Origin of the sequence: Rhodanobacter fulvus Jip2 (genome assembly GCF_000264315.1) — a bacterium.
GTDB lineage: Bacteria > Pseudomonadota > Gammaproteobacteria > Xanthomonadales > Rhodanobacteraceae > Rhodanobacter > Rhodanobacter fulvus.
On sequence record NZ_AJXU01000051.1, the window covers coordinates 1 to 21,777 of the forward strand.

The window sequence follows — 21,777 nt, forward strand, 5'->3', positions numbered from 1 at the left end:
AGGGATTAGGGATTAGGGATTCGGCGCAGTCGTGGCTTCTGCGGAAGCGTGTCGCGCACTCCGGTCGCGACCTGCCGTTGCCATTCCCTATTCCCGATTCCCGATTCCCTTCTCCACCAACACGCCGTTGTGCAGCACCAGCGTGCGATCCATCCGCGCGGCCAGGCGCGTGTCGTGGGTGACCAGGATGAAGCTGGTGCCGATCTCCTGGTTGAGCTCCAGCATCAAGCCGTAGACCTGCGCCGCGTTGTCTTCGTCGAGGTTGCCGGTGGGCTCGTCGCCCAGCACGCAGGCCGGTCGTGTCACCAGTGCGCGCGCCACCGCGCAACGCTGGCGTTCGCCACCGGAAAGCTCGGAGGGTTTGTGCTGCAGGCGCTTGCCCAGCCCCACCCGCTCCAGCAGCGCGGCCGACTGGCGTTGCGCATCGGCAATCGCGGTGCCGCGAATCAGCAGCGGCATGCAGACGTTTTCCAGCGCGGTGAACTCGGGCAGCAGATGATGGAATTGATAGATGAAGCCCAGCGAGCGGTTGCGTACGCGGCCACGCTCGGCATCGGACAGCGTGGACAGCAGGCGGCCTTCCACTTCCACCTCGCCTGCGCTCGAGGTATCGAGCCCGCCGATGATGTGCAGCAGCGTGCTCTTGCCCGAACCGGATGCGCCCACGATCGCCATGGTCTGGCCGCGTTTCAGTTCAAAGCTGACGTCGCTCAGCACGTCGGTGCGCAAGCCGCCTTCCTCATAGGTCTTGGCGACGTGGCTGGCGCGCAGCACGTTTTCAGTCGTGGAATTCATGACGGCCTTATTCATAGCGCAGCGCCTGCGCCGGTTGCGTGCGCGAAGCGCGCCACGCGGGATACAAGGTGGCCAGCAGCGAGAACGTAAACGTGAGCAGGGCGACCCAGCCCACGTCGTGCCAGTCCAGCCGGCTGGGGACTTCGCTGATGTAATAAACGTCGGGCGACAGGAAGGTCACGTGGAAAGTGTGCTCGATCCACTTGATGATGCCGGGCAGCTTCCACGACAGCAGCGAGCCCAACCCCACGCCAAAACCGATCCCCACGAAACCCACCAACACGCCCTGCACCATGAACATACCCATGATGCTGCGCGGCGTGGCGCCCAGCGTACGCAGGATCGCGATGTCGGCCTGCTTGTCGGTGACCAGCATCATCAGCATCGAGATCAGGTTGATCACCGCCACCAGGATGATCAGCGACAGGATGATGAACATCACCATCTTCTCCATCGACAGCGCGGCGAACAGGTTCGCGTTGGTATCCATCCAGGTTTGCACCCGGTACACCTGGCCCAGTTGATCGGCCAGTTCGCGTGCCACCGGCCGGGCATTGAAAAGATCGTCCAGCCGCAGCCGGATACCGGTGGGGCCGGTGAGGCTGTTGAGCTTTTCCGCGTCGCTCATGTTGACCAGCGCCAGGCCGGAATCGAACTGCTCCATGCCCAGCTCGAACACGCCTGCGACATGGAAACCGCGCATGCGCGGCACGCCGCCCATCGGCGTGGCGCGCAATTCCGGCACCGCCATGGTGACGCGGTCGCCCACGTTGACGCCCAGCGTCATCGCCAGCTCCTTGCCCAGCACGATGTTCCAGCTGCCCGGCTTCAGCGCATCGAGCGAGCCTTCCACCATGTGCTTGTCGATATCGACCACCTTGGGTTCCAGCGCGGGCTCGATGCCGCGCACCAGCGCGCCGCTGGAACGCCGGGCCAGCAACATGGCCTCGCTTTCCACGTAGGGTGCAGCGCCCAACACATGCGGATTGGCGGTGGCGACTTTCAGTGCGCGCGGCCAGTCCTCCATGCTCTGGTTCACACCGGACACGGTGGCGTGCGAGATAGCGCCCAGGATGCGCGCGCGCATCTGGTAGTCGAAGCCGTTCATCACCGACATCACCGTGATCAACGCGATCACGCTGATCGCGATGCATACGATCGACACGGTGGAGATGAAGGAGATGAACTGGTTGCGTCGCTTGGCACGCGTATAGCGCAGGCCGATGAAGAGTTCGAGCGGTCGGAACATGGCAACCTGATTCGTGGGAGCGGCAGGGAAAGCCGATACGGACGGCCGCCGGAACGGTATACGTTAGCGCATGGCGCGCAGCGGCGGCAGGGGCGCCGAAACCCGGCGCTGCGACACGTTGCGCGCCAGTCAGATTCGCGGCAGTGCTTCGCCAGGCTGTACGGTGGCCAGACGCATCCGCAGCCGACGGCGAATGTCGCGATCGGTGTTGTCCGGCGCCAGCAGCAGGATCTGCATGCCGCGTTCCTCTGCCCGCAAACGCAGCAGGATGAAGCCACCGAGCACGCGGAACGACGCCAGCGTGGCGGCGATGTCCTCGTGGTCGGCGGTGCGCAAGGTCCAGCCGCCCTCGGCGTCCCAGCCTGCAGCTGCCAGCGGCGATTGCGCCGCGCGGCGCAGGTTTTCCCAGGTCGCGACCGCCACTGCGGCGATCAACACCAGCTTCAGGCCGATGGCCAGACCCGAAAGCGCCACGGCGACCGCCGCCAGTGCCGCCACCACCATCAGGCAGCGTCGCAGCAGCCGCGATGGTGCGTATTCAAAGCCGATGGCGGGCGCGGATGTCATCGATGATCGCCTGCCAGTCCGCCCGCTCGGGCCGGGCATGGCCCATCACCCAATCCCACAGGTCCGGATCCTGCACGTCGAGCAGTTCGTCGAACGCCTGCTGTTCGGCCTCGCTGGCGCTGTCGAAGCGTTCGTCCAGCCAACCGCCCAACAACGCATCCAGCTCGCGGGTGCCGCGACGGGCGCGCCATTGGAGTCTGCCCTTATTCATACCAACTCCGCGCGCAGCGCCTCGTTTGCCTCCTCTCCCCACCGGGGAGAGGATTGAGGAGAGGGCGCTTCAATGAAGATACTCAGCGAAGCCACCATCGCCTCCTCTCCCCACCGGGGAGAGGATTAAGGAGAGGGGGACAACCTTGCGCCGAGCCATCATCAAAAACTCCCTGTGATCACCTTCCCCGCGAGCACCCGCCCCTCATCCGCCATCCGGGCACCTTCCCCAGAGGGGAGAAGGGACTATCTGCCGATCAAGCGCTGCGCCGCTCCACCATCAGCTTCTTGATCTCCGCGATCGCCTTGGCCGGGTTCAAACCCTTGGGGCAGGTGCGCGTGCAGTTCATGATGGTGTGGCAGCGGTAGAGCTTGAACGGGTCTTCCAGGTCGTCCAGGCGTTCGCCGGTGGCTTCATCGCGGCTGTCGACGATCCAGCGGTAGGCCTGCAACAGGATGGCCGGGCCCAGGTACTTGTCGCCGTTCCACCAGTAGCTCGGGCAGCTGGTGGAGCAGCAGGCGCACAGGATGCATTCGTACAGGCCGTCGAGCTTCTTGCGCTCTTCGGGCGACTGCAGGCGCTCGCGATCGGGGGCCGGACTCTGCGTGCGGATCCACGGCTTGATCGAGGCGAACTGGGCGTAGAAATGCGTGAGGTCGGGCACCAGGTCTTTCACCACCGGCATGTGCGGCAGCGGGTAGATCTTCACGTCGCCGCCGCCCTTGCCCGCATCGGCGATGGCGCAGGTGCAGGCCAGCGTATTGGTGCCGTCGATGTTCATCGCGCAACTGCCGCAGATGCCTTCGCGGCACGAGCGGCGCAGGGTCAGCGTGGGATCGATCTCGTTCTTGATCTTCAGCAGCGCGTCCAGAACCATCGGACCGCACGCGGCCAGATCGACCTCGTAGGTGTCGATGCGCGGGTTCTCCCCGTCATCCGGCGACCAGCGGTAGACGCGGAAGGTGCGCGGCTTCTTGGCATCCTTGGCCGGGTAATGTTTGCCCGGCTGGATCTTTGAGTTCTTCGGTAGCGCGAATTCAGCCATGTCCTCGACCCTTCCATTCGGCAGCCGCAACGATTATCGGGCTGCGCAACGTGTGATGTGGTGCCACCTGCAAGCGCAGGATCAGTAAACGCGTTTCGCCGGCGGCACGGCCTTGACCTCGTCGGTCATCGGGTTCATGTGCACCGGGCGGAAATCGAAGCGCGATTTGCCCGCCTCGTCGACCCACACCAGCGTGTGCTTCATCCAGTTGGCGTCGTCGCGCTCGGGGAAATCCTCGCGCGCATGCGCGCCGCGGCTTTCCGGTCGCTGCTCGGCCGAATGCATGGTGGCCACCGCCTGCGCCAGCAGGTTGGAAAGCTCCAGCGTCTCGACCAGGTCGGAGTTCCACACCAGCGAGCGATCGCTGACCTTCACGTCCTGGAACATGTCGAACACTTCGGAGATCTTCTGCTTGCCTTCGGCCAGCGTTTCGCCGGTACGGAACACCGCCGCATCCTTCTGCATCGTGCGCTGCATGGCCATGCGGATCTGCGCCGTCGGCGTGCCGCCATCGGCGTTGCGCAGCGCGTCGAAGCGCGCCAGCGACTTGTCCAGCACGTTGGTGGGCAGATCCTTGTGCGCGGCGCCGGGCTCGATCAGTTCGGCGCAGCGATGTGCCACCGCGCGACCGAACACCACCAGGTCCAGCAACGAGTTGGAGCCCAGCCGGTTGCCGCCATGCACGGAGACGCAGGCCGCCTCGCCGATCGCGAACAGGCCCGGCACGATCGCATCAACGTCGTCGCCGCGCTTCTGCACCACTTCGCCGTGGTAGTTGGTGGGGATGCCGCCCATGTTGTAGTGCACGGTGGGCAGCACCGGGATCGGCTCCTTGGTCACATCCACGCCGGCGAAGATGCGCGCCGATTCGGCGATGCCCGGCAGGCGTTCGTGGATGACCTCGGGGCCGAGGTGCATCAGGTTGAGGAAGATGTGGTCCTTGTGCTCGCCCACGCCGCGACCTTCGCGAATCTCGATCGTCATGGCGCGGCTCACCACGTCGCGCGAGGCCAGATCCTTGGCATTGGGCGCGTAGCGCTCCATGAAGCGCTCACCGTCGGAGTTGGTGAGGAAGCCGCCTTCGCCACGCACGCCTTCGGTGATCAGGCAGCCGGCGCCGTAGATGCCGGTGGGATGGAATTGCACGAACTCCATGTCCTGCAGCGCCAGACCCGCGCGCAGCACCATGCCGCCGCCGTCGCCGGTGCAGGTATGCGCCGAGGTGGCGCTGAAATACGCGCGACCGTAACCACCCGTGGCCAGCACCACGGCCTGGCCGCGGAAGAAATGCAGGGTGCCTTCATTCAAGTCCAGCGCCAGCACGCCGCGGCAGACGCCCTCTTCGTCGAAGATCAGGTCGATCGCGAAATACTCGACGAAGAACGTGGCGTCGTGTGCCAGCGCCTGCTGGTACAGCGTATGCAGAATGGCGTGGCCGGTACGGTCCGCCGCGGCGCAGGTGCGCTGCGCGGTGCCCTTGCCGTAATGCGTGGTCATGCCGCCAAACGGGCGCTGGTAGATCTTGCCTTCCTCGGTGCGCGAGAACGGCACGCCGTAATGCTCAAGCTCGATCACCGCCTCGGGCGCGTGCTTGCACATGTATTCGATCGCGTCCTGGTCGCCCAGCCAGTCGCCGCCCTTGACGGTGTCGTAGAAATGGAAACGCCAGTCGTCCTCGCCCATGTTGCCCAGCGCGGCGGAAATGCCGCCCTGCGCGGCTACCGTGTGCGAGCGGGTGGGAAACACCTTGGTGATGCAGGCGGCCTTGAGGCCCTTCTCGGCCAGACCGAAGGTGGCGCGCAGGCCCGCACCGCCGGCGCCGACCACGATCACGTCATAAAGGTGTTGCTGGATCTTGTAGCTTTCCATGAAATGGTGGCCTCGCGTATTCGTCTTAAGGGGTCAGCGCAATGCGCAGTACGGCCAGCACGCTGGCGAGCGCGCCGAGCGCGGCGAGGAACTTGATCGCCACCAGCAGCACCACTTCCTTCCAGCGGGTGTGCACGTAATCTTCCACCACCACCTGCAGGCCCAGCACCGCATGCCAGAACATGGTGAGCACGAACGCGATCAGCAGCAGCGCATTCCAGGGCTGCGCCACCGCCGCCCGCGCGCTGGCGTAATCGGCATGCAGCAGGCCGAGTACCAGGATCACGAACCAGATGCCCAGCCCCACCAGCGCCGCAGCGGTCACCCGCTGGGTCCACCAGTGACCCACGCCGTACTTGGCCGAGCCCAGACCGCGTGCAGCCTTCAGCGGATGGCGGCGATCCTTCACGACGTCACTCTTCGCGTTCATGCCGCACCTCCGGCCGTCAGCACATAAGCCCAGACCAGCACGGTCAACACGATGCTGCCCACCGCCGACAACCAGCTCGAGCGCACGAACTGCACGATCTCGTAGCCGGCGCCCGCATCCTGCAGCAGGTGACGAATGCCGTTGCACAGGTGATAGAACAGCGACCAGCTCCAGCCCACCAGCAACACCAGGCCGAGCGGACTGCCGGCGCAACTCTTGAACTGGTCGAAGCTCTGCTCACCCCCGGCCAGCGCCAGCAACCCCCAGACCACCAGCAAGCTGCCAACGGACAAGGCGATGCCGGTGGCGCGATGCAGGATGGAGCTGACCATCTGCACTTGCCATCGATAGACCTGGATATGGGGAGAGAGCGGTCGTTGCATATCTGCCATGGCGGCTATCCTGTGTGGAATCGCTGATGTCCGTGCCGTACCGCCGCTGCCAGCGGCGACAACGCCACAGCGGAATTCAGAAGTCGATGCAGCGCCCGTTCTTTTCCCAATCGCCGTAGCGGGTGGGATCCGGTGCCGGCGGTTCCGGCGGGGCCTTGTCCGCATCCGGTTTCGCCGGCACGGTTGCCTCCGCCGGAGCGGATGCAGGTGAGGACGGTGCTGGGGAATGGGTTTCGGACATGGTCGTCTTGTTAGCCAGCGAAGGTTAATACTTGCGCAAAACCAGCACAACCTGGACCTCTGCCCCGCATCACGGGCGAACGCTTGTGCCGCGCACCGTACGCCCACACATCGACGACCTATGCCATCCAATACCCGCGACGCCCAAACCCTGTTGATCGAAGGCCCTGATGCGGTTGCATTTGCGCATGCGCAATTCAGCAGCAAGGTGAATGAACTGGCCGTTGGCCGATGGGCGTTCGGTGCGTGGCTCGACCCGCAGGGACGCGTGCGCGCCCTGTTTCACCTCGCCCGCATCGCTGACGACAAACTGCTTCTGCTGTTGCGCGGCGGCAAGGCAGCGGACATGGCCGATGGCCTGCGCCGCTTCGTCTTCCGTTCGCGCGTAACGCTTCGCGAAGCACCTGCCGCCACCTTGGCCACCGGCGAAGCACGGACGCTGCACGATGTTCATATCGAAGGCGAGACCCTGTCGCTGGGCTGCGGCTCGCACGCCTTGCACATCGCGCCATCCACTACGGCCGGCGACACGCAATGGCAATCCATGCAGTTGAAGCTTGGCTGGCCGTGGTTACCCGATGAGGCCCTGAACAAATGCCTCGCGCCGATGTTGTCGCTGCAGCGGCTGCAAGCGGTCGCCGTCGACAAGGGCTGCTACCCCGGACAGGAAATCGTGGCCCGACTCCATTTTCGCGGTGGTTGCAAACGCCACCTCTGCAGCGTCACGGCATCGCGCGCCATCGCACCCGGCGAAACATTGCGTCGTGGCGAGCAGGAAGTAGGCATCGTGCTGAACGTCGTCAGCGACAACACCATCGAAGCACTGGTCGTGCTCAGCGATGACGTCGTCGATAACGCCACCGACAACAACATCGTGCTGCGGAATGGCGACGCCTCATTACTGATGACAACCATCGAACGCTGGCCCGCCTGAAACATCAGCCGTCCAGACGTCTATTTGCATTTTTCAACGATGTAGACGGAATGTGAGGACACGCTGAACGGAACACTCCGGCACTTGCCTTTAGTGAAATCCGCCACTAGGCTCCGCCGATCGATTATCGCGGCATCCGGAAAACGGGATGCCGATGTACGCGACGAACCGGATGAATCCGGATCGGCGCGACCCGGCCAAAAACCGGATGGAATACCCAGCTGACGCCACAGCTGGCAGTTGCAGGCAACACGGCCCTACGGCACGCGCAGCGCCATTGCAGCACTCACCGATCGGCATGACCCCGCCGCTCGACCCGCCACAAACCCGTGGCAAAACGTTCAACCGCATACACCGGTTGGCGATCAATCCAGGTGGAACGGCCTGCCAGCCCGTCCACCGCAACGGCGTGTCAGGCCTGAATGGCTGCGCGTACAGCACGTTGGAGGCAGATCCATGAAACTTTCCATGCTGTTGTGGTTCACCAGCTTGTTACCGCAACCCGTTGCGGACCAGGCTTGCCTGGCGACCACCGTCTATCTGGAAGCACGCAGCGAACCGACGCTCGGCCAGCTCGCGGTCGCCGAAGTCGCCATGCGCCGGCGCGAACGCGGACGCTGGGGCGACACCGTGTGCAAGGTCGTAACGGCACCTCACCAATTCGCCACCACCACGACGCCGGGTTCATTCGACATCACCAACCTGGAAGCCTTCCACAAGGCATGGCAGATTGCCGGTCGCTCGATCCAGAACTGGCAGCTGCCCGTTGCCGAACGAAAGATGCTGGTGCCGCGTGCCGACCATTTCGCTACCGTCGCCATCACGCCGACATGGTCGGTCAACCGCGCAGGCACAACCATCGGCGAGCATCGCTTTTACGCCGTCAACTGACACTGCGAGCCGCACCCGAAACAAAAGGCCCTCGAATGAGGGCCTTTTGCGTTTCGGACGTCCAGACGTCTGGACGTCCATACAACAGGACGATTACAGACGGTAAACGTGATCGCCACGCACCTGTACGTAATCACCGTTGCGCACGTCCGGGTTCTCCCGCTGCGTAACCGTGGCGTACTGGCCATTGTCCAGCCGCACCACGATGCGATAGGCCACATCGCCACTTCCATTGCGCTTGCCAACCTGGTTGCCGACAACGCCACCAGCCACTGCGCCGGCCACCGTCGCCGCCTTGCGGCCATCACCCTTGCCGACCTGGTTGCCCAGCACGCCGCCAGCGACCGCACCGATCACGGCACCCAGCGTACCGCCGCTGCTGTTGCCCTGGGTGTAGACCTGCTGCACTTCCTGCACCACGCCGCAGTTGTTGCAGCGCGCGTTTCTGCTTTGCCCGGTTGGCTGCCCCTGATAACCGTAGTTGCCGCTGTTGTTGTAGGGGGTGGCGCATCCAGCCATTGCGAGACCGCCAGCCATGGCCACTGCCAGCGCCAGTTTGCTCGATAGTGCATTCATGTCGATCACTCCTCAGGGAAAAGCCATCCGATCGATGATTTCGATCGACTCAGCGGGCGTCGGAAACCGCCGTCACACCCTCCTCCACTTTCACGCGATCGCCCGGATCGTGATCCATGCGAACGGTGCGGGTAACACCTTTGTATTCGTAGCGCACGTCATAGCCCACCAGCTTGGTGCTGGAGTTGTTGACGGTGTCGCAGTGCCGCTCCACGGTGGACGTGGTGTTGGCGTGCTGACGACTGGCCTGAATGCGATTGCCGGCGTAACCACCACCGATCGCACCCGCCACCGTCGCCAGTGTCTTGCCCTTGCCGCCACCAACCTGGTTGCCCAGCAGGCCACCAGCCACGGCACCGATCGCGGTGCCCGCAATGCGATGCTCATCCTTGGGCGGCGTGGTTTGGGTAACCACTTCGTCCTTGCATACCTGCTTGGGGTTGTTGACGGTCTTGCGTACCGGATCGACGCTCACCACCCGCGCATAATTGTCCGCCTCCGCCGGAGCCGCGGCGCCGCTGGCTGCCGTGCCGCCGTCAGCGGACGTGCCCGCGTCGGCATTGCGATTGCAGGCGGACAGGCCCAGCGACAACGCCGCAGCCATGCCGATAGTCAGTGCATTGATCGTCAAACTTTTCATCAGACCCTCTCCTCTGTTTGAACGGTTGTTTTCGAACGACTGTCCTGAACGACGATCCCCGGGGACGCCCATGCGTCGCCATAACCGTGTTTCCATTGAACATTGAATCAACTGAATCGGGGCTAGCTTGCACCCCTGCCTCATTTTCACATCGAATTCGCAGTTCGGGCCCTTCTGGATAAAACCATGATCGAAATTGTGGACAGCCACGCACATCTGGATGACGGACGATTCAAATCCGATCTCGATGCGGTCATGGCGCGGGCCACCGAAGCCGGTATTGCCCACGTCGTGATACCCGCCACCGACACAACCAGCTGGCCGCACATCCACGACCTGTGCAGCAACTACCCGCAGACACACTCCGCCTACGGCCTGCATCCCATGTTTCTTACCGAGGATGCGCCCGCGCATGTGGACGCACTGTCTTCATGGCTGGACGACCATCACGCCATTGCCGTGGGGGAAATCGGCCTGGATTTTCACGTCGAGGGCATCGACCACGATCTGCAGCGGCGCATCTTTGCGCGCCAGCTTGACATCGCGCGCACGCGCGACTTGCCGGTCATCGTGCACGCGCGCGGCGCGCTGGAGGAAGTGATCCTCACCCTGCGTCGCGTCGGCGGCCTGCGCGGCGTGGTGCACAGCTTTTCGGGCAGCGAGCAGCAAGCCCGGCACTTGTGGGACATCGGCTTCCACCTCGGCATCGGCGGCCCGGTGACCTATGAACGGGCACAACGCCTGCGCCGCATGGTCAGCCACATGCCACTGGAGTTCCTGCTGCTGGAAAGCGACGCCCCCGACCAACCCGATGCGGCGCATCGGGGGCAGCGGAACGAGCCGGCGCGGGTCGCGGACGTCTTGCGCTGCATTGGCGGGCTGCGCCACGAATCCGAAGCGGATATCGCCGCTGTCACCACCGCCAACGCACGCCGGCTGTTCGGCTTCGCGCGGCACGGCGCCTGACCGGTGCGTTTGCACCGATTCGCCACACCTTGCTATGTTTACTTCACCGATGAAATATCCGCTGGTGAAATGGCCAAGCTGACAACATGCATTGATCTGATGGACGAAGGCATCGACCGCGTCAGCCAGATCATCCCCACGATGCCAGCCGCCGAGGCGCGGTTGTGCCGGCTGCTGCTGATGGTGGGGGAAGGGATCGACCAGGAGCTGGCGTTCAAGCTCAAGCCGCACAAGCTCAACCACAGCGAGTTCCTGACCTTGATGATCCTGTACAGCCGGCCCGACGGCAGTTCCACGCCGGGCGAACTGTGCGAGTTCGCGACTCAGGGCGCCACCAACATGACGCGCATCGCCAACGCATTGGCCAGGCGCGGCCTGATCACCCGCGGCGCCAGCGCGGCGGATCGACGGCGCGTGGTGATCCGCATCACCGCCGCCGGCCGGCGTTTCGTGAAAGAGATGCTGCCGCCGATGTTTCCCCGCATCGACACCATGTTCGACAACTTCAGCGCCACCGATAAACGCCACCTCGACCGCCTGTTGCGCAAACTGGCCGGCAACCTCGACCGGTTGAGCGAGCACTCCCATCCATGAAGGACATTCGATGAAGCATGCCCTGCTCCGCGGCCGGCCATTGCTGACCGCGACGATCGTGCTGGCGCTGGCCGCGTGTGCGCGGGCGCCCGCGAAACTGGATCACCCCGTATTGCGCGACGACGTACCGCTGGCCGGCCTGAACGCACCCGCCCGCGCCGGTTGGCCCGCGGCACAGTGGTGGCGCCATTACGACGATCCCCAGCTGGATGGCCTGATGGATCGGGCGCTGCAGCAGTCGCCGGACATCGCCCTGGCACAAAGCCGCGTGCAGAGCGCCCAGGCATCGGTGCGACTGGCGGCCGCGCAGATGGGCTTGTCGATCAACGGCAACGCGCAGGTATCGCGCCAGCGGATGAGCGAGCACGGGTTGATTCCCGCCGAGTTTCTGGGTTTCACCTGGTACAACCAGGCCGACATCGGGCTGCAGCTGCAATACGATTTCGACTGGTGGGGCAAGAAGCGCGCCACGGTGGAAGCGGCGCTGGATCAGGCACACGCCGCGGAAGCGCAGCGCAGCGCCGCCGCGCTGGCGATCCAGTACGCCGTCGCCGATACCTACTTCGGCTGGCAGGCCGATCAGGCCCGGCTGCAGTTGATCGATCGACTGCTCGCCACCCAGCAGCAACTGGCGCAGATCGCGCAATTGCGCGTGACCCAGGGCGTGGATCTCCCCGACGAAGCACAGCGGGCGCAGGCGCAAGTGGCCGCCATCCGCGGCATGCGCATTGCCATCGATGGCTCGGCGCAGATCCGCAAGGTGGCCCTGGCTGCCTTGCTGGGAGTCGCCCCTGAGCAACTGCCCGAACTGCGTCCGCGCCCGTTGCCCGGCGTGGTGCGTGGCATCCCCGCCGATGCCCGCCTCGACCTGATTGCCCGCCGACCGGATATCGCGGCCAGCCGATGGCAGGTGGAAGCGGCGCTGAAAAATACCGATGCGGCGCGTGCCGCCTTCTTTCCGGATATCGGCATTACCGCCATGGCCGGGTTGTCCAGCATCGACATGGGCAAACTGCTCACGGCCGGAAGCCGCACGTTTGCGCTGACGCCGGCGCTGCACCTGCCCATCTTCAACGGCGGCTCGTTGAAGGCCAATTACGGCTTGAGCAAGGCCCAGCTCGACAGCGCGGTGGCGCAGTACAACAGCACCGTGCTGGCCGCCGCGCGCGAAGTGGCCACCCAGGCCCTGAGCGCCGAACAGATCGCCGCGCGACGACAGGCCCAGCAGGCCGAGGTGGATGCCAACCGGCAACTGCTGGCCAACGCCGAGGCCCGCCGCCGCCAGGGCGTGCGCGATGCCCGCGAAAGCCTCGCCGCGGAAGCGCAACTGCTGCAACAGCGTGATGCCGCCGTGCAATTGCAGGCGCAGGCATTGAGCAACGACCTTGCACTGATCAAGGCCCTGGGTGGTGGTTACCGGCGTACCGACACACCCACCACCGCCTCGCATGCCGCCCCCATTTCCCCCGTTACCGGAGCCGCCGATCATGAGCGCCACTGAGTCCGACAAGTCCCCCGCGGCCGACGACAGCGGCATGGCGGCCACCGACCCGCGCAAACGCCGTCGCGTGCTGCTGATCGTCGCTGGCCTGTTTGTGCTGGCCGCCGTGGCGTGGTTCCTGCTGTGGCTGCTGGTGCTTTCCAAGCGGGTCAAAACCGACAACGCCTACGTCGGCGGCAACCAGGTGGCGATATCGGCGCAGGTGCCGGGCACCGTGGTGGCGATCCTGGCCGACGACACGCAGCGGGTGGAAGCCGGCCAGGTGCTGGTGAAACTGGACAGCACCGACGCGGAAGTCCGGCTGCAGCAGGCACGCAGCGCATTGGCGCAGGCCGTGCGCGGCGTGCGCCAGCAGACCAGTTCGGCCAGTGGCGCCGACGCCCAGCTCGCGGCTCGCCGGATCGACCTGAAGAAAGTCGAAGCCGATCTTCAACGCCACCTGCCGCTGCTGGCCGCGCACGCCGAATCGCCCGAGGTCGTGCAACACCTGCGCGACGGCGTGGAGCAGGCCCGCGCCGCCGTCACCGCAGCGCAGGCGCAGGCGGACGCGGCGCACGCGGCGATCGAAGGCACCGATGTGGCGAAAAACCCCGCCGTGATGCAGGCGCGCGCCAATTTCCGCGCCGCGTGGGTGGCGGCGCAACGCAATGCCATCTACGCGCCGGTGTCCGGCTACGTGGCCCAGCGCAGCGTGCAGCTTGGCAACAGCGTGCAACCGGGACAGCAATTGATGACGGTGGTGCCGCTGCACAACCTGTGGATCGAGGCCAACTTCAAGGAAAGCCAACTGGGCCACATCCGCATCGGGCAGCCCGCCACCATCGAATCGGATACCTACGGCAGCGACGCGGAATTCCACGGCAAGGTGGTCGGCCTGGGCGCCGGCACCGGCAGCGTGTTCTCGCTGTTGCCGGCGCAGAATGCCACCGGCAACTGGATCAAGGTGGTGCAGCGCGTGCCGGTACGCATCTCGCTGGACAACAACGAACTGGACAAGCACCCGCTGCGCATCGGCCTCTCCACCACGGTTACGGTGGACATCACCCATGACGATGGGCGAGTGCTGGCGGCGGCGGCGAACCAGCCGGTGGCGCAAACCACCGTCTATGAGCAGATGGCGAGCAAGGCCGACGCGGAAGCCGAACAGGTCATCCGCGCCAATCTTCCCGACGACATCCACTGAACCGGGCCGACCGCATGGCCGCCACACCCAACGATGACGCACCACCGCTGAAGCCGCTGCAGGGCGGCGCGCTGGTGCTGCTGACCATCGCCGTCGCCTTCAGCACCTTCATGGAGGTGCTGGACATGACGATCGTCAACGTCTCCGTGCCGCACATTGCGGGCAGCCTGGGCGTGAGCCCCAGCGAGGGCACCTGGACCATCAGCTCCTACGCGCTGGCCAGCGCGATCATGCAGCCGCTCACCGGCTGGTTGGCGCGCCGCTTCGGCGAGGTGAAGACCTTCGTCGGCTCGGTGTTGCTGTTCGTGCTGTTCTCGATGCTGTGCGGCCTGGCCACCAGCATGCCGATGCTGGTGATCTGCCGGTTGATGCAGGGCGCCGGTTCCGGCCCGATGGTGGCGCTGTCACTGTCGCTGCTGCTGGCCAGCTACCCGAAGGCGAAACAGGGCATCGCGCTGGCCTTGTGGGCGATGACGGTGGTGGTGGCGCCGATCTTCGGGCCGATCCTGGGCGGCTGGCTCACCGACAATTTCTCGTGGCCGTGGATCTTCTACATCAACGTACCGGTGGGTGCGCTGGCGGCGATCATCACCTGGACATTGCTGCGCAAGCGCGAGACCAAGACCTTCAAGATGCCGATCGACGTGATCGGGCTGGTGCTGCTGGTGGTGGGCGTGGGCGCGCTGCAGTTCATGCTGGACAACGGCAACGACAACGACTGGTTCGCCTCGCCGATGATCCTGGCGCTGGGCATCACCGCGCTGGTGTGCCTGACGTTCCTGATCGTGTGGGAGCTGTACGCCAAGCATCCGGTGATCGAGCTGTCCCTGTTCAAGAGCCGCAACTTCACCGTGGCGGTGGTGGCGCTGTCGCTGGGCATGATGGCGTTCTTCGGCATCAACGTGGTGTTTCCGCTGTGGCTGCAGATCACGCTTGGCTATACCGCCACCTGGGCCGGGCTGGCCAGCGCGCCGGTGGGCGTGCTGGCGTTTCTGATGGCGCCGATCATCGGCGCCAATATCCAGCGGCTGGAACTGCGTGCGGTGGTGACGTTCGCGTTCATCGTGTTCGCGGCCACCTCGTTCTGGTTCGCCAGCTTCGACAGCTCGGCCTCGTTCTCCACCCTGGTATGGCCGCGCTTCGTGATGGGCATCGGCATTGCGTGCTTCTTCATCCCGCTCAACCAGATGTATCTGTCGGGACTGGGGGCGGACCAGATTGCCAGCGCGTCGGGCCTGGCCAACTTCTGCCGCACGCTGGGCTCCAGCGTGTCCACCGCGGCCACGGTGACGCTGTGGCAGCACCGCGGCGACTACCACCACGCCGTACTGACAGAGCACATCTCACCGGCCGCGCCGGCGGCCGACAGCTTCCTGCAGCAACTGCAGCACGGCGGCTTCTCCCTGCCGCAAAGTCTGGGCGTGGTCGAGCAGCTGATCAACCGCGAAGCGCTCACCCTGGCGGTCAACGATGTGTACCTGGTGTGCGCCGTGATGTTCGTGGCGATGATCCCGCTTCTGTGGCTCGCCAAGCCGCCTTTCGGCAACGCCAGCGGTGCCGCAGGTCATTGACCAACCACCAATTGCTGCGCTCGGCAAGTGCAACATGGACCAGCCCGTTGGAACTGGTGCAATGCAATACCTTCTGTTAGCTTGTCCCGCATGGCACAAACCAAACGCATCATCAAGAAGTATCCGAATCGTCGCTTGTACGACACGGAAATTTCCAGCTACATCACGCTGGAAGAGATCCGCCAGTTGGTGCTCGACAATGAGGATTTCGAGGTTCGCGACGCCAAGAGCGGCGAGGACCTGACCCGCTCGGTACTCCTGCAAATCATCTCCGAGCACGAGGACAAGGGCCAGCCGATGTTGTCGCCCGAGCTCCTCAGCCAGATCATCCGCTTCTACGGCAATTCGCTGCAGGGCTTCATGGGGCCTTACCTGGAGCGCAGTCTGCAGGTGTTTCTCGACCAGCAGACGCAGTTCCGCAGCCAGCTCAACAGCCTGATGGGGCAAACGCCCTGGAACACCCTGAACGACCTCACCGAGCGCAACATGGCCGCGTGGAAGGCGATGCAGGAAGGCCTGATGAACACCGCCGCGCAGGTCGTCCCGACCCCGCCCGGCAGCACCGGCCGCGGCAGCAAGAAAGCCGGCTGATCCGTGTCACCTGCGCGGCGCGCCACGCGTGCCGCGCACCCGATTTCCCCTATCGCAACTGCAGCATGATCCGTGCTGCTTTGCGGCATGATCACGCGTGGAAAGCACCCCATGAACGAAGCGACCTCCCCGAAACGCGTTGCGCTGGTCACCGGCGGCATCGGTGGCCTGGGCAGTGAAATCTGCCGCCAGTTGGCGCAGGCGGGTCGGCGGGTGATCGCCGTCGACCTGGCCGCGCGCGACGAGCGCATTGGCGCTTTCCGTCAGGAAATGGCCGACGTCGCCGATACGGTCACGTTCGAGCCGGGCGACATCAGCGACTTCGACAGTTGCCAGCAGTTGATCGCCCGCATCGAGCAACAACATGGCGGCGTGGACATCCTGGTCAACGCCGCCGGCATCACCCGCGATGCCAGCCTGCGCAAGATGACGCCGCAGCAATGGCATGAATTGATGCAGGTGAATCTCGACGGCGTGTTCAACATGTGCCGCAACACGATCGAGGGCATGACCACGCGTGGCTTCGGCCGCATCGTCAACATCAGCTCGGTCAACGGCCAGACCGGCCAGTTCGGGCAGACCAATTACTCGGCCGCGAAAGCCGGTGTGCACGGCTTCAGCATGGCATTGGCGCGCGAGACGGCGCGCAAGGGCGTCACCGTCAACACGGTATCGCCCGGCTATTGCGATACGCCGATGGTGGCCGCCGTGGCTGCAGAGGTACGCGCGCAGATCATCGCCGGCATCCCGGTGGGCCGGCTCGGTTCGCCCGCCGACATCGCCCGCGCCGTATGCTTCCTGGCCGCCGACGACGCCGGCTACATCACCGGCGCCAACCTGCCGGTGAACGGCGGCTATTTCATGAGCTTCTGAGATCCGCGCCGCTGCCTGCGGGCGGCCGTACGAACGGGATTGGCCAGCGCGGCATTGCAGTCTGATCGCGCTTGCGGAACAGTGGGCGGATTCCCTCCACGGATCGCAGCATGTCGCAACACCCCATCACCCTCATCGGCGGCGGCCTGGTCGGCGCGCTGCTGGCGCAGCAACTGGCGCAGCGCGGGTTTGCGGTCGATGTGTTCGAGAAGCGGCCCGATCCGCGCCATGCCGGCTTCGCCGGTGGTCGCTCGATCAACCTGGCGCTGGCCGAACGCGGTCTGCACGCCTTGCGCAGCACCGGGCTGGCTGACGACGTGTTGCAGCGCGCGGTGATGATGCGCGGACGCATGGTGCACGACCGCGATGGCCAGCACAGCCTGCAGCGCTATGGCATCGACGACAGCGAAGTGATCTGGTCGGTCTCCCGCGGTGCGTTGAACACCTTGCTGCTGGACGCGGCGGAAGCCGCTGGCGCGAAGTTCCATTTCGATCAGGCGCTCACCACCGCGGACTTCGACCGACAGCGCATCCGGCTGGCGGACGCCGACGGCGTCGAGCGCGAACTGTCGGCGGGCCTGCTGATCGGGGCCGATGGCGCCGGCTCGGCCTTGCGCGCCGCGATGAACGCCCACACGCCGCTGGGCGAGCGGGTCGAGCCGCTGGATCATGGTTACAAGGAACTGGAAATCCCGCCCGCAAGCGACCTGCCCGCTGCCGTGCTGCAAGCCGGCGGTGGTCGCGACGGTTTCGCGCTGGAGCCGAACGCATTGCACATCTGGCCACACGGCAGCTACATGTGCATCGCGCTGCCGAACACCGAACGCAGCTTCACCGTCACCCTGTTCCTGCCGAATCGGGGTGTCGCGCCAAGCTTCCCCACCCTGCCCGATGCCGCGGCGGCCGCGGCGTTCTTCTCGGAACAATTTCCCGGCCTGCTGCCGCTGATGCCGCGTTTCGCCGAGGATTTCGAACACAACCCCATCGGCACGCTGTCCACGCTGTACCTGGAACGCTGGCATCTCGACGGTCGCGCCCTGCTGATCGGCGATGCGGCGCACGCAATCGTGCCGTTCCACGGCCAGGGCATGAATTGCGGTTTCGAGGACACCGTGGTGCTGGCCAATCTGCTGGCCGAAGCACGCGGCGACCACGCCGGGGCATTCGCCGAGTTCCAGCGCCAACGCCAACCCAACGCCGACGCCATCGCCCACATGGCGCTGGAAAACTACATCGAAATGCGCGACTCGGTGGCCGATCCGCATTATCTTGCCAAGCGTGAGCTCGGCGCGCTGCTGGCCGCACGCATTCCCTCCCACTACATGGCGCGATACCGCATGGTGACCTTTACCCATCTCCCTTATGCCTATGCACTCGAACGTGGTCGCGCGCAGGACCAACTGCTTGAGCAGTTGCTGCGCGATACCCCGGACGTGGCGACGATCAACATCGATACCGCCGCGCAGCGCTTCGTTTCCACACTGGCACCGCTACCGGAGCTGCGTCATGGATGAGGTCCTGCTCGAAGCTTTCCGCTCCACCGCCTACCACATGTGCATCGACACAGTGAATTGGGCAACGGTACGCGTCGACCTGCCGTTGCCCGGCACGCTGGCCGACGTGGTCGGCATGCGCTCGTGGGCCTTCATTACGGCATGGAACCCGCAGGCACGCCGTCGCTCACCGGAAGAAAACCTTGCCGCACAGCACGCATTGCTGGATGCGTTGCAAGGCCAGCCCGATGCCAGCGTCTACCCCGCTATCGGGGTCGGCACCAGCGGATGGATCGAACCGACCCTGTTCGTGATCGGGCCCGACGTGACCGTGCTGGACAGCCTGGCACGGGAACACTCGCAACTGGCGTATGTGCACGGCCAGACGGGCAGCCCCGCCCAGCTTCGATTGCTGGAATGACCCGATGGCGATGGTGCGGCTAACTTAAGGCGGCGGTGATACTTGATCAGCGTTGCCTTAATGCACCAGTTGGTTGATCTCCATGATCGGCAACAGGATGGCAAGAACGATTATCAGCACCACGCCACCCATCACCAGGATCATCACCGGTTCGAGCAAGGTCAGCAGGACCGCCAGGCGCCGTTCGAGCGTTTGTGTTTCAAGCTGTGCGGCGCGCTCGAGCATCGGCTCGAGCTTGCCGCTGGCTTCCCCGCTGCCGACCAGGTGCAGCATGAGCGGTGGAAAAATGTGCGTCGCCGCCAGCGCACGGGCCAGGCTTTCGCCCTCGCGCACACGCTCGATGGCCGCCCTGATACCGTCGTGCATGACCCGGTTGGACATCGCGCGGGCACCGTAATCGAGCGCCGCCAGCAACGGCACGCCACCACCGACCAGAATTGCCAGCGTGCTGGCAAAGCGTGAGGTGTTCAGCCCGCGAACCACCGGACCGAACCAGGGCAGACGCAACACAAGGGCATGCCAACGACGCTGACAGCGCTCCAGCCGCAGCGCAAGACGCGCGCCCATTGCCATGCAAAGGCACGCGCCGGCAAGCCAGGGCCCCGCGCCGCGCAGGAAATCGGAAACGGCGATCAAGCCGCGCGTAAGCAGCGGCAGGCTTTGCCGCGATTGCTGAAAGACCTGCACGATCTGCGGCACCACGTAGACCAGCAAGCCGGTGACCACGCAGATGGCGACGAAAGTGACCAGCATCGGGTAAAGCAGCGCGAGGCTGGTTTTCTGATGCAGCGCCTGGCGGGCGTCCAGGTAATCGGCAAGATGTTGCAGCACCACCGGCAGTGCACCGGATTCCTCGCCACCGCGCACCAGCGCCCGGTAGTAGTCCGGGAAATTCCGGCCGTAGATGCCCAATGCTGCGGCCAGTGAAAGACCGCCGGTGACCTCGGCCTTGACGCCACCGAGCACCTCGCGCGTCCGCGGCGCGGTGACTTCCTCGATCAAGGCCGTCAGCGCGTGTTCCATGGTCAGCCCTGACGCCAGCAGCATGGCCAACTGACGTGTCAGCAAGCTCAGTTCGGCGGCGGGAATGCTGCGCGACCACAGCGACGCGGCACGCTCCCGATTGCGCACCCGATCGATGCGCTCCGGATAAAAGCCCTGCGCGCGCAACTGGGCACGCGCCTGACGCGGCGAATCCGCTTGCAGCACGCCGGAGCGTGAGCGGCCAGCAACGTCGAAAGCTCGATAGTGAAACGCCTCCATGCGTCACCTCGCGCGAGTGACGCGTAGCACTTCCTCGACGCTCACCGTGCCTTCGGCCGCCAGCCGCATGCCATCCTCGCGCAGCGAACCCATGCCGTGCGCGCCGGCGCGCTCGCGCAGCGTCTGTTCGTCAATCCGGTCGTGGATGAGCTTGCGCAGTTCGTCGTTCACGGCCAGCAATTCATAGATGCCCGTGCGCCCCTTGTAGCCGGAGCGGTTGCACACGGGGCAACCGCGCGGCGCATGGAAATGGCCCGCCGTGGATACCAGCCCGAGGCTGCGCAACGGCCCGGCGTCGTCATCCAATGGCTCGCGGCACTCCAGACACAGTTTGCGCACCAGGCGTTGAGCCCCAATGCCGATCAGGCTGGAGGCCAGCAGAAAGGGCTCCACGCCCATGTCGACCAGCCGGGTGACCGCGCTCACCGCGTCGTTTGTGTGCAGCGTGGTGATCACCAAATGGCCGGTGAGGCTGGCCTGGATGGCGATCTCGGCGCTCTCCAGATCGCGGATCTCGCCGATCATGATCACGTCGGGGTCCTGGCGAAGGATGGTGCGCAAGGCGCGGGCGAAGCTCATGTCGATGCGGCTGTTGACTTGCGTCTGGCTGATACCGTCGAGGTCGTATTCGATCGGATCCTCGACGGTCATGATGTTCAGCGCCTTGGGGTCCAGGCGCGACAGCGCGGCGTACAAGGTGGTGGTCTTGCCTGAGCCGGTAGGGCCGGTCATCAGGATGATGCCGTGCGGCTCGCGGATCAGTGCATCCATCCGCGCCAGCGTGGTCGGAGCCATGCCCAGCCGCGACAGGTCCAGTCGCCCCGTCTGCTTGTCCAGCAGGCGCAACACCACGCGTTCGCCGTGCCCGGTGGGAATCGTCGATACGCGCACGTCGATCGGTTTCCCCGCCGCACGCAGTGCGATGCGGCCATCCTGCGGCAGGCGCTTCTCCGCGATGTCGAGTTGCGCCATGATTTTTATGCGCGACACGATCGCCGTGTGCAGTGCCTGCGCCGGCTCGATCAGGTCGTGCAGCGTTCCGTCGATGCGCAGGCGCACCACCGAACGCGACTCGAACGGCTCGATGTGGATGTCCGAAGCGCCTTCGTGCAGCGCCTGAGTCAGCAACGCGTTGATCAGGCGAATCAGCGGCGCGTCGTTCTGGCTGTCCAGCAAGTCCTCGACACGGGGAATTTCCTGCAGCAGGCGAGACAGGTCGAGGTCTTGTGCCAGGTCGTCCGCCAGCGCGGCGGCACCTTCGCCGGCACCGTTGTACAAAGTGGCAATGCGCTCGTCGAATTCGACGACACTGACGCGCTCCACGCGAACCGGCACGCCCAACGCGCGGCGCAACTCCGCCAGCGCACCGGCCGACGCACCGTGGCGCATGACCGCGGCGGCACTGCCGTCGCCAAGCGCGGTGACCGCCACGCCATGGGTCTTGGCGAAGGCATACGACACGGGCGGCTTGCTCAGCATGCG

The 21,777-nt window shown here is 65.1% G+C and carries 24 protein-coding genes; 11 read left to right on the forward strand and 13 right to left on the reverse strand.

The genetic code is table 11. The features are described from left to right. Window positions 1-87: 87 nt before the first annotated feature. The 9 genes from lolD to UU9_RS18410 all read right to left on the reverse strand — a co-directional run bounded on the left by lolD (window position 88) and on the right by UU9_RS18410 (window position 6,739). The gene (gene lolD, locus UU9_RS12060; protein WP_007082030.1) at window positions 88-795 is read right to left on the reverse strand and encodes a lipoprotein-releasing ABC transporter ATP-binding protein LolD; all 708 of its coding nucleotides are present in this window, start codon (window positions 793-795) and stop codon (window positions 88-90) included. A gap of 7 nt (window positions 796-802) precedes the next feature. Continuing rightward, window positions 803-2,044, reverse strand: coding sequence for a lipoprotein-releasing ABC transporter permease subunit (locus tag UU9_RS12065; protein WP_007082031.1), 1,242 nt, complete (start codon window positions 2,042-2,044; stop codon window positions 803-805). Between the two features lie 129 nt (window positions 2,045-2,173). Then, on the reverse strand, window positions 2,174-2,611 hold the full coding sequence (locus UU9_RS12070; RefSeq protein ID WP_007082032.1) for a protein YgfX: 438 nt from the start codon (window positions 2,609-2,611) through the stop codon (window positions 2,174-2,176). Beyond that, window positions 2,583-2,822, reverse strand: coding sequence for an FAD assembly factor SdhE (locus tag UU9_RS12075; protein WP_007082033.1), 240 nt, complete (start codon window positions 2,820-2,822; stop codon window positions 2,583-2,585). The genes UU9_RS12070 and UU9_RS12075 overlap by 29 nt, the downstream gene beginning before the upstream one ends. 256 nt (window positions 2,823-3,078) lie before the next feature. Further along, a complete protein-coding gene (locus UU9_RS12080) occupies window positions 3,079-3,867 on the reverse strand; it encodes a succinate dehydrogenase iron-sulfur subunit (RefSeq protein ID WP_007082034.1) in 789 nt (262 codons plus the stop codon). An 81-nt stretch (window positions 3,868-3,948) separates the two neighbouring features. Further along, a complete protein-coding gene (gene sdhA / locus UU9_RS12085; RefSeq protein ID WP_007082035.1) occupies window positions 3,949-5,736 on the reverse strand; it encodes a succinate dehydrogenase flavoprotein subunit in 1,788 nt (595 codons plus the stop codon). Between the two features lie 25 nt (window positions 5,737-5,761). Next, the gene (gene sdhD / locus UU9_RS12090) at window positions 5,762-6,166 is read right to left on the reverse strand and encodes a succinate dehydrogenase, hydrophobic membrane anchor protein (protein WP_007082036.1); all 405 of its coding nucleotides are present in this window, start codon (window positions 6,164-6,166) and stop codon (window positions 5,762-5,764) included. Further along, window positions 6,163-6,558: a succinate dehydrogenase, cytochrome b556 subunit gene (sdhC, locus tag UU9_RS12095; protein ID WP_040670937.1), complete on the reverse strand. Its 396-nt coding sequence runs from the start codon at window positions 6,556-6,558 to the stop codon at window positions 6,163-6,165. The genes sdhD and sdhC overlap by 4 nt, the downstream gene beginning before the upstream one ends. A gap of 76 nt (window positions 6,559-6,634) precedes the next feature. Continuing rightward, the gene (locus UU9_RS18410) at window positions 6,635-6,739 is read right to left on the reverse strand and encodes a DUF1674 domain-containing protein (RefSeq protein WP_007082038.1); all 105 of its coding nucleotides are present in this window, start codon (window positions 6,737-6,739) and stop codon (window positions 6,635-6,637) included. A gap of 180 nt (window positions 6,740-6,919) precedes the next feature. Here UU9_RS18410 and ygfZ point away from each other — a divergent pair, with 180 nt between their 5' ends. Then, window positions 6,920-7,732, forward strand: coding sequence for a CAF17-like 4Fe-4S cluster assembly/insertion protein YgfZ (gene ygfZ / locus UU9_RS12100; RefSeq protein WP_007082039.1), 813 nt, complete (start codon window positions 6,920-6,922; stop codon window positions 7,730-7,732). A 468-nt stretch (window positions 7,733-8,200) separates the two neighbouring features. Next, complete coding sequence (locus UU9_RS12105; protein WP_040670938.1) at window positions 8,201-8,623, forward strand: cell wall hydrolase; 423 nt, start codon at window positions 8,201-8,203, stop codon at window positions 8,621-8,623. Window positions 8,624-8,716: 93 nt separating this feature from the next. Here UU9_RS12105 and UU9_RS12110 read toward each other — a convergent pair whose 3' ends face one another. Further along, complete coding sequence (locus UU9_RS12110) at window positions 8,717-9,199, reverse strand: outer membrane lipoprotein (RefSeq protein WP_007082041.1); 483 nt, start codon at window positions 9,197-9,199, stop codon at window positions 8,717-8,719. A 49-nt stretch (window positions 9,200-9,248) separates the two neighbouring features. Further along, window positions 9,249-9,839 carry a glycine zipper 2TM domain-containing protein gene (locus UU9_RS12115; RefSeq protein ID WP_007082042.1) on the reverse strand — a complete coding sequence of 197 codons (591 nt, stop codon included), beginning with the start codon at window positions 9,837-9,839 and terminating at the stop codon, window positions 9,249-9,251. A gap of 186 nt (window positions 9,840-10,025) precedes the next feature. On the opposite strand from UU9_RS12115, the gene UU9_RS12120 reads away from it, so the two are divergent. From UU9_RS12120 to UU9_RS12160, 9 genes are all read left to right on the forward strand, one after another. Continuing rightward, complete coding sequence (locus UU9_RS12120; RefSeq protein WP_007082043.1) at window positions 10,026-10,805, forward strand: TatD family hydrolase; 780 nt, start codon at window positions 10,026-10,028, stop codon at window positions 10,803-10,805. Between the two features lie 69 nt (window positions 10,806-10,874). Continuing rightward, window positions 10,875-11,399: a MarR family winged helix-turn-helix transcriptional regulator gene (locus UU9_RS12125; protein WP_007082044.1), complete on the forward strand. Its 525-nt coding sequence runs from the start codon at window positions 10,875-10,877 to the stop codon at window positions 11,397-11,399. A gap of 10 nt (window positions 11,400-11,409) precedes the next feature. Further along, the gene (locus UU9_RS12130; RefSeq protein WP_007082045.1) at window positions 11,410-12,900 is read left to right on the forward strand and encodes an efflux transporter outer membrane subunit; all 1,491 of its coding nucleotides are present in this window, start codon (window positions 11,410-11,412) and stop codon (window positions 12,898-12,900) included. Then, window positions 12,887-14,083 (forward strand): HlyD/EmrA/EmrK family protein, encoded by a 1,197-nt coding sequence (locus UU9_RS12135; RefSeq protein ID WP_007082046.1) that lies wholly within the window; start codon window positions 12,887-12,889, stop codon window positions 14,081-14,083. Before UU9_RS12130 ends, UU9_RS12135 begins: the two co-directional genes overlap by 14 nt. A 14-nt stretch (window positions 14,084-14,097) precedes the next feature. Beyond that, the gene (locus tag UU9_RS12140; protein WP_007082047.1) at window positions 14,098-15,654 is read left to right on the forward strand and encodes a DHA2 family efflux MFS transporter permease subunit; all 1,557 of its coding nucleotides are present in this window, start codon (window positions 14,098-14,100) and stop codon (window positions 15,652-15,654) included. 90 nt (window positions 15,655-15,744) lie between these two features. Beyond that, on the forward strand, window positions 15,745-16,245 hold the full coding sequence (phaR, locus tag UU9_RS12145; protein WP_007082048.1) for a polyhydroxyalkanoate synthesis repressor PhaR: 501 nt from the start codon (window positions 15,745-15,747) through the stop codon (window positions 16,243-16,245). Between the two features lie 111 nt (window positions 16,246-16,356). Then, entirely contained in the window at window positions 16,357-17,118 is a 762-nt protein-coding gene (gene phbB / locus UU9_RS12150; protein ID WP_007082049.1) for an acetoacetyl-CoA reductase, read from the forward strand. A 110-nt stretch (window positions 17,119-17,228) separates the two neighbouring features. Further along, window positions 17,229-18,632 (forward strand): FAD-dependent oxidoreductase, encoded by a 1,404-nt coding sequence (locus UU9_RS12155; protein WP_007082050.1) that lies wholly within the window; start codon window positions 17,229-17,231, stop codon window positions 18,630-18,632. Next, window positions 18,625-19,032 carry a DUF3293 domain-containing protein gene (locus UU9_RS12160; protein WP_007082051.1) on the forward strand — a complete coding sequence of 136 codons (408 nt, stop codon included), beginning with the start codon at window positions 18,625-18,627 and terminating at the stop codon, window positions 19,030-19,032. Before UU9_RS12155 ends, UU9_RS12160 begins: the two co-directional genes overlap by 8 nt. Window positions 19,033-19,089: 57 nt before the next feature. Here the strand turns inward: UU9_RS12160 and gspF are convergent, their stop codons facing one another. Both gspF and gspE read right to left on the reverse strand, forming a co-directional pair. Then, the gene (gspF, locus tag UU9_RS12165) at window positions 19,090-20,295 is read right to left on the reverse strand and encodes a type II secretion system inner membrane protein GspF (RefSeq protein ID WP_007082052.1); all 1,206 of its coding nucleotides are present in this window, start codon (window positions 20,293-20,295) and stop codon (window positions 19,090-19,092) included. 3 nt (window positions 20,296-20,298) lie between these two features. Beyond that, window positions 20,299-21,774, reverse strand: a complete 1,476-nt coding sequence (gspE, locus tag UU9_RS12170; RefSeq protein WP_007082053.1) for a type II secretion system ATPase GspE — start codon at window positions 21,772-21,774, stop codon at window positions 20,299-20,301. Window positions 21,775-21,777 lie beyond the last annotated feature (3 nt).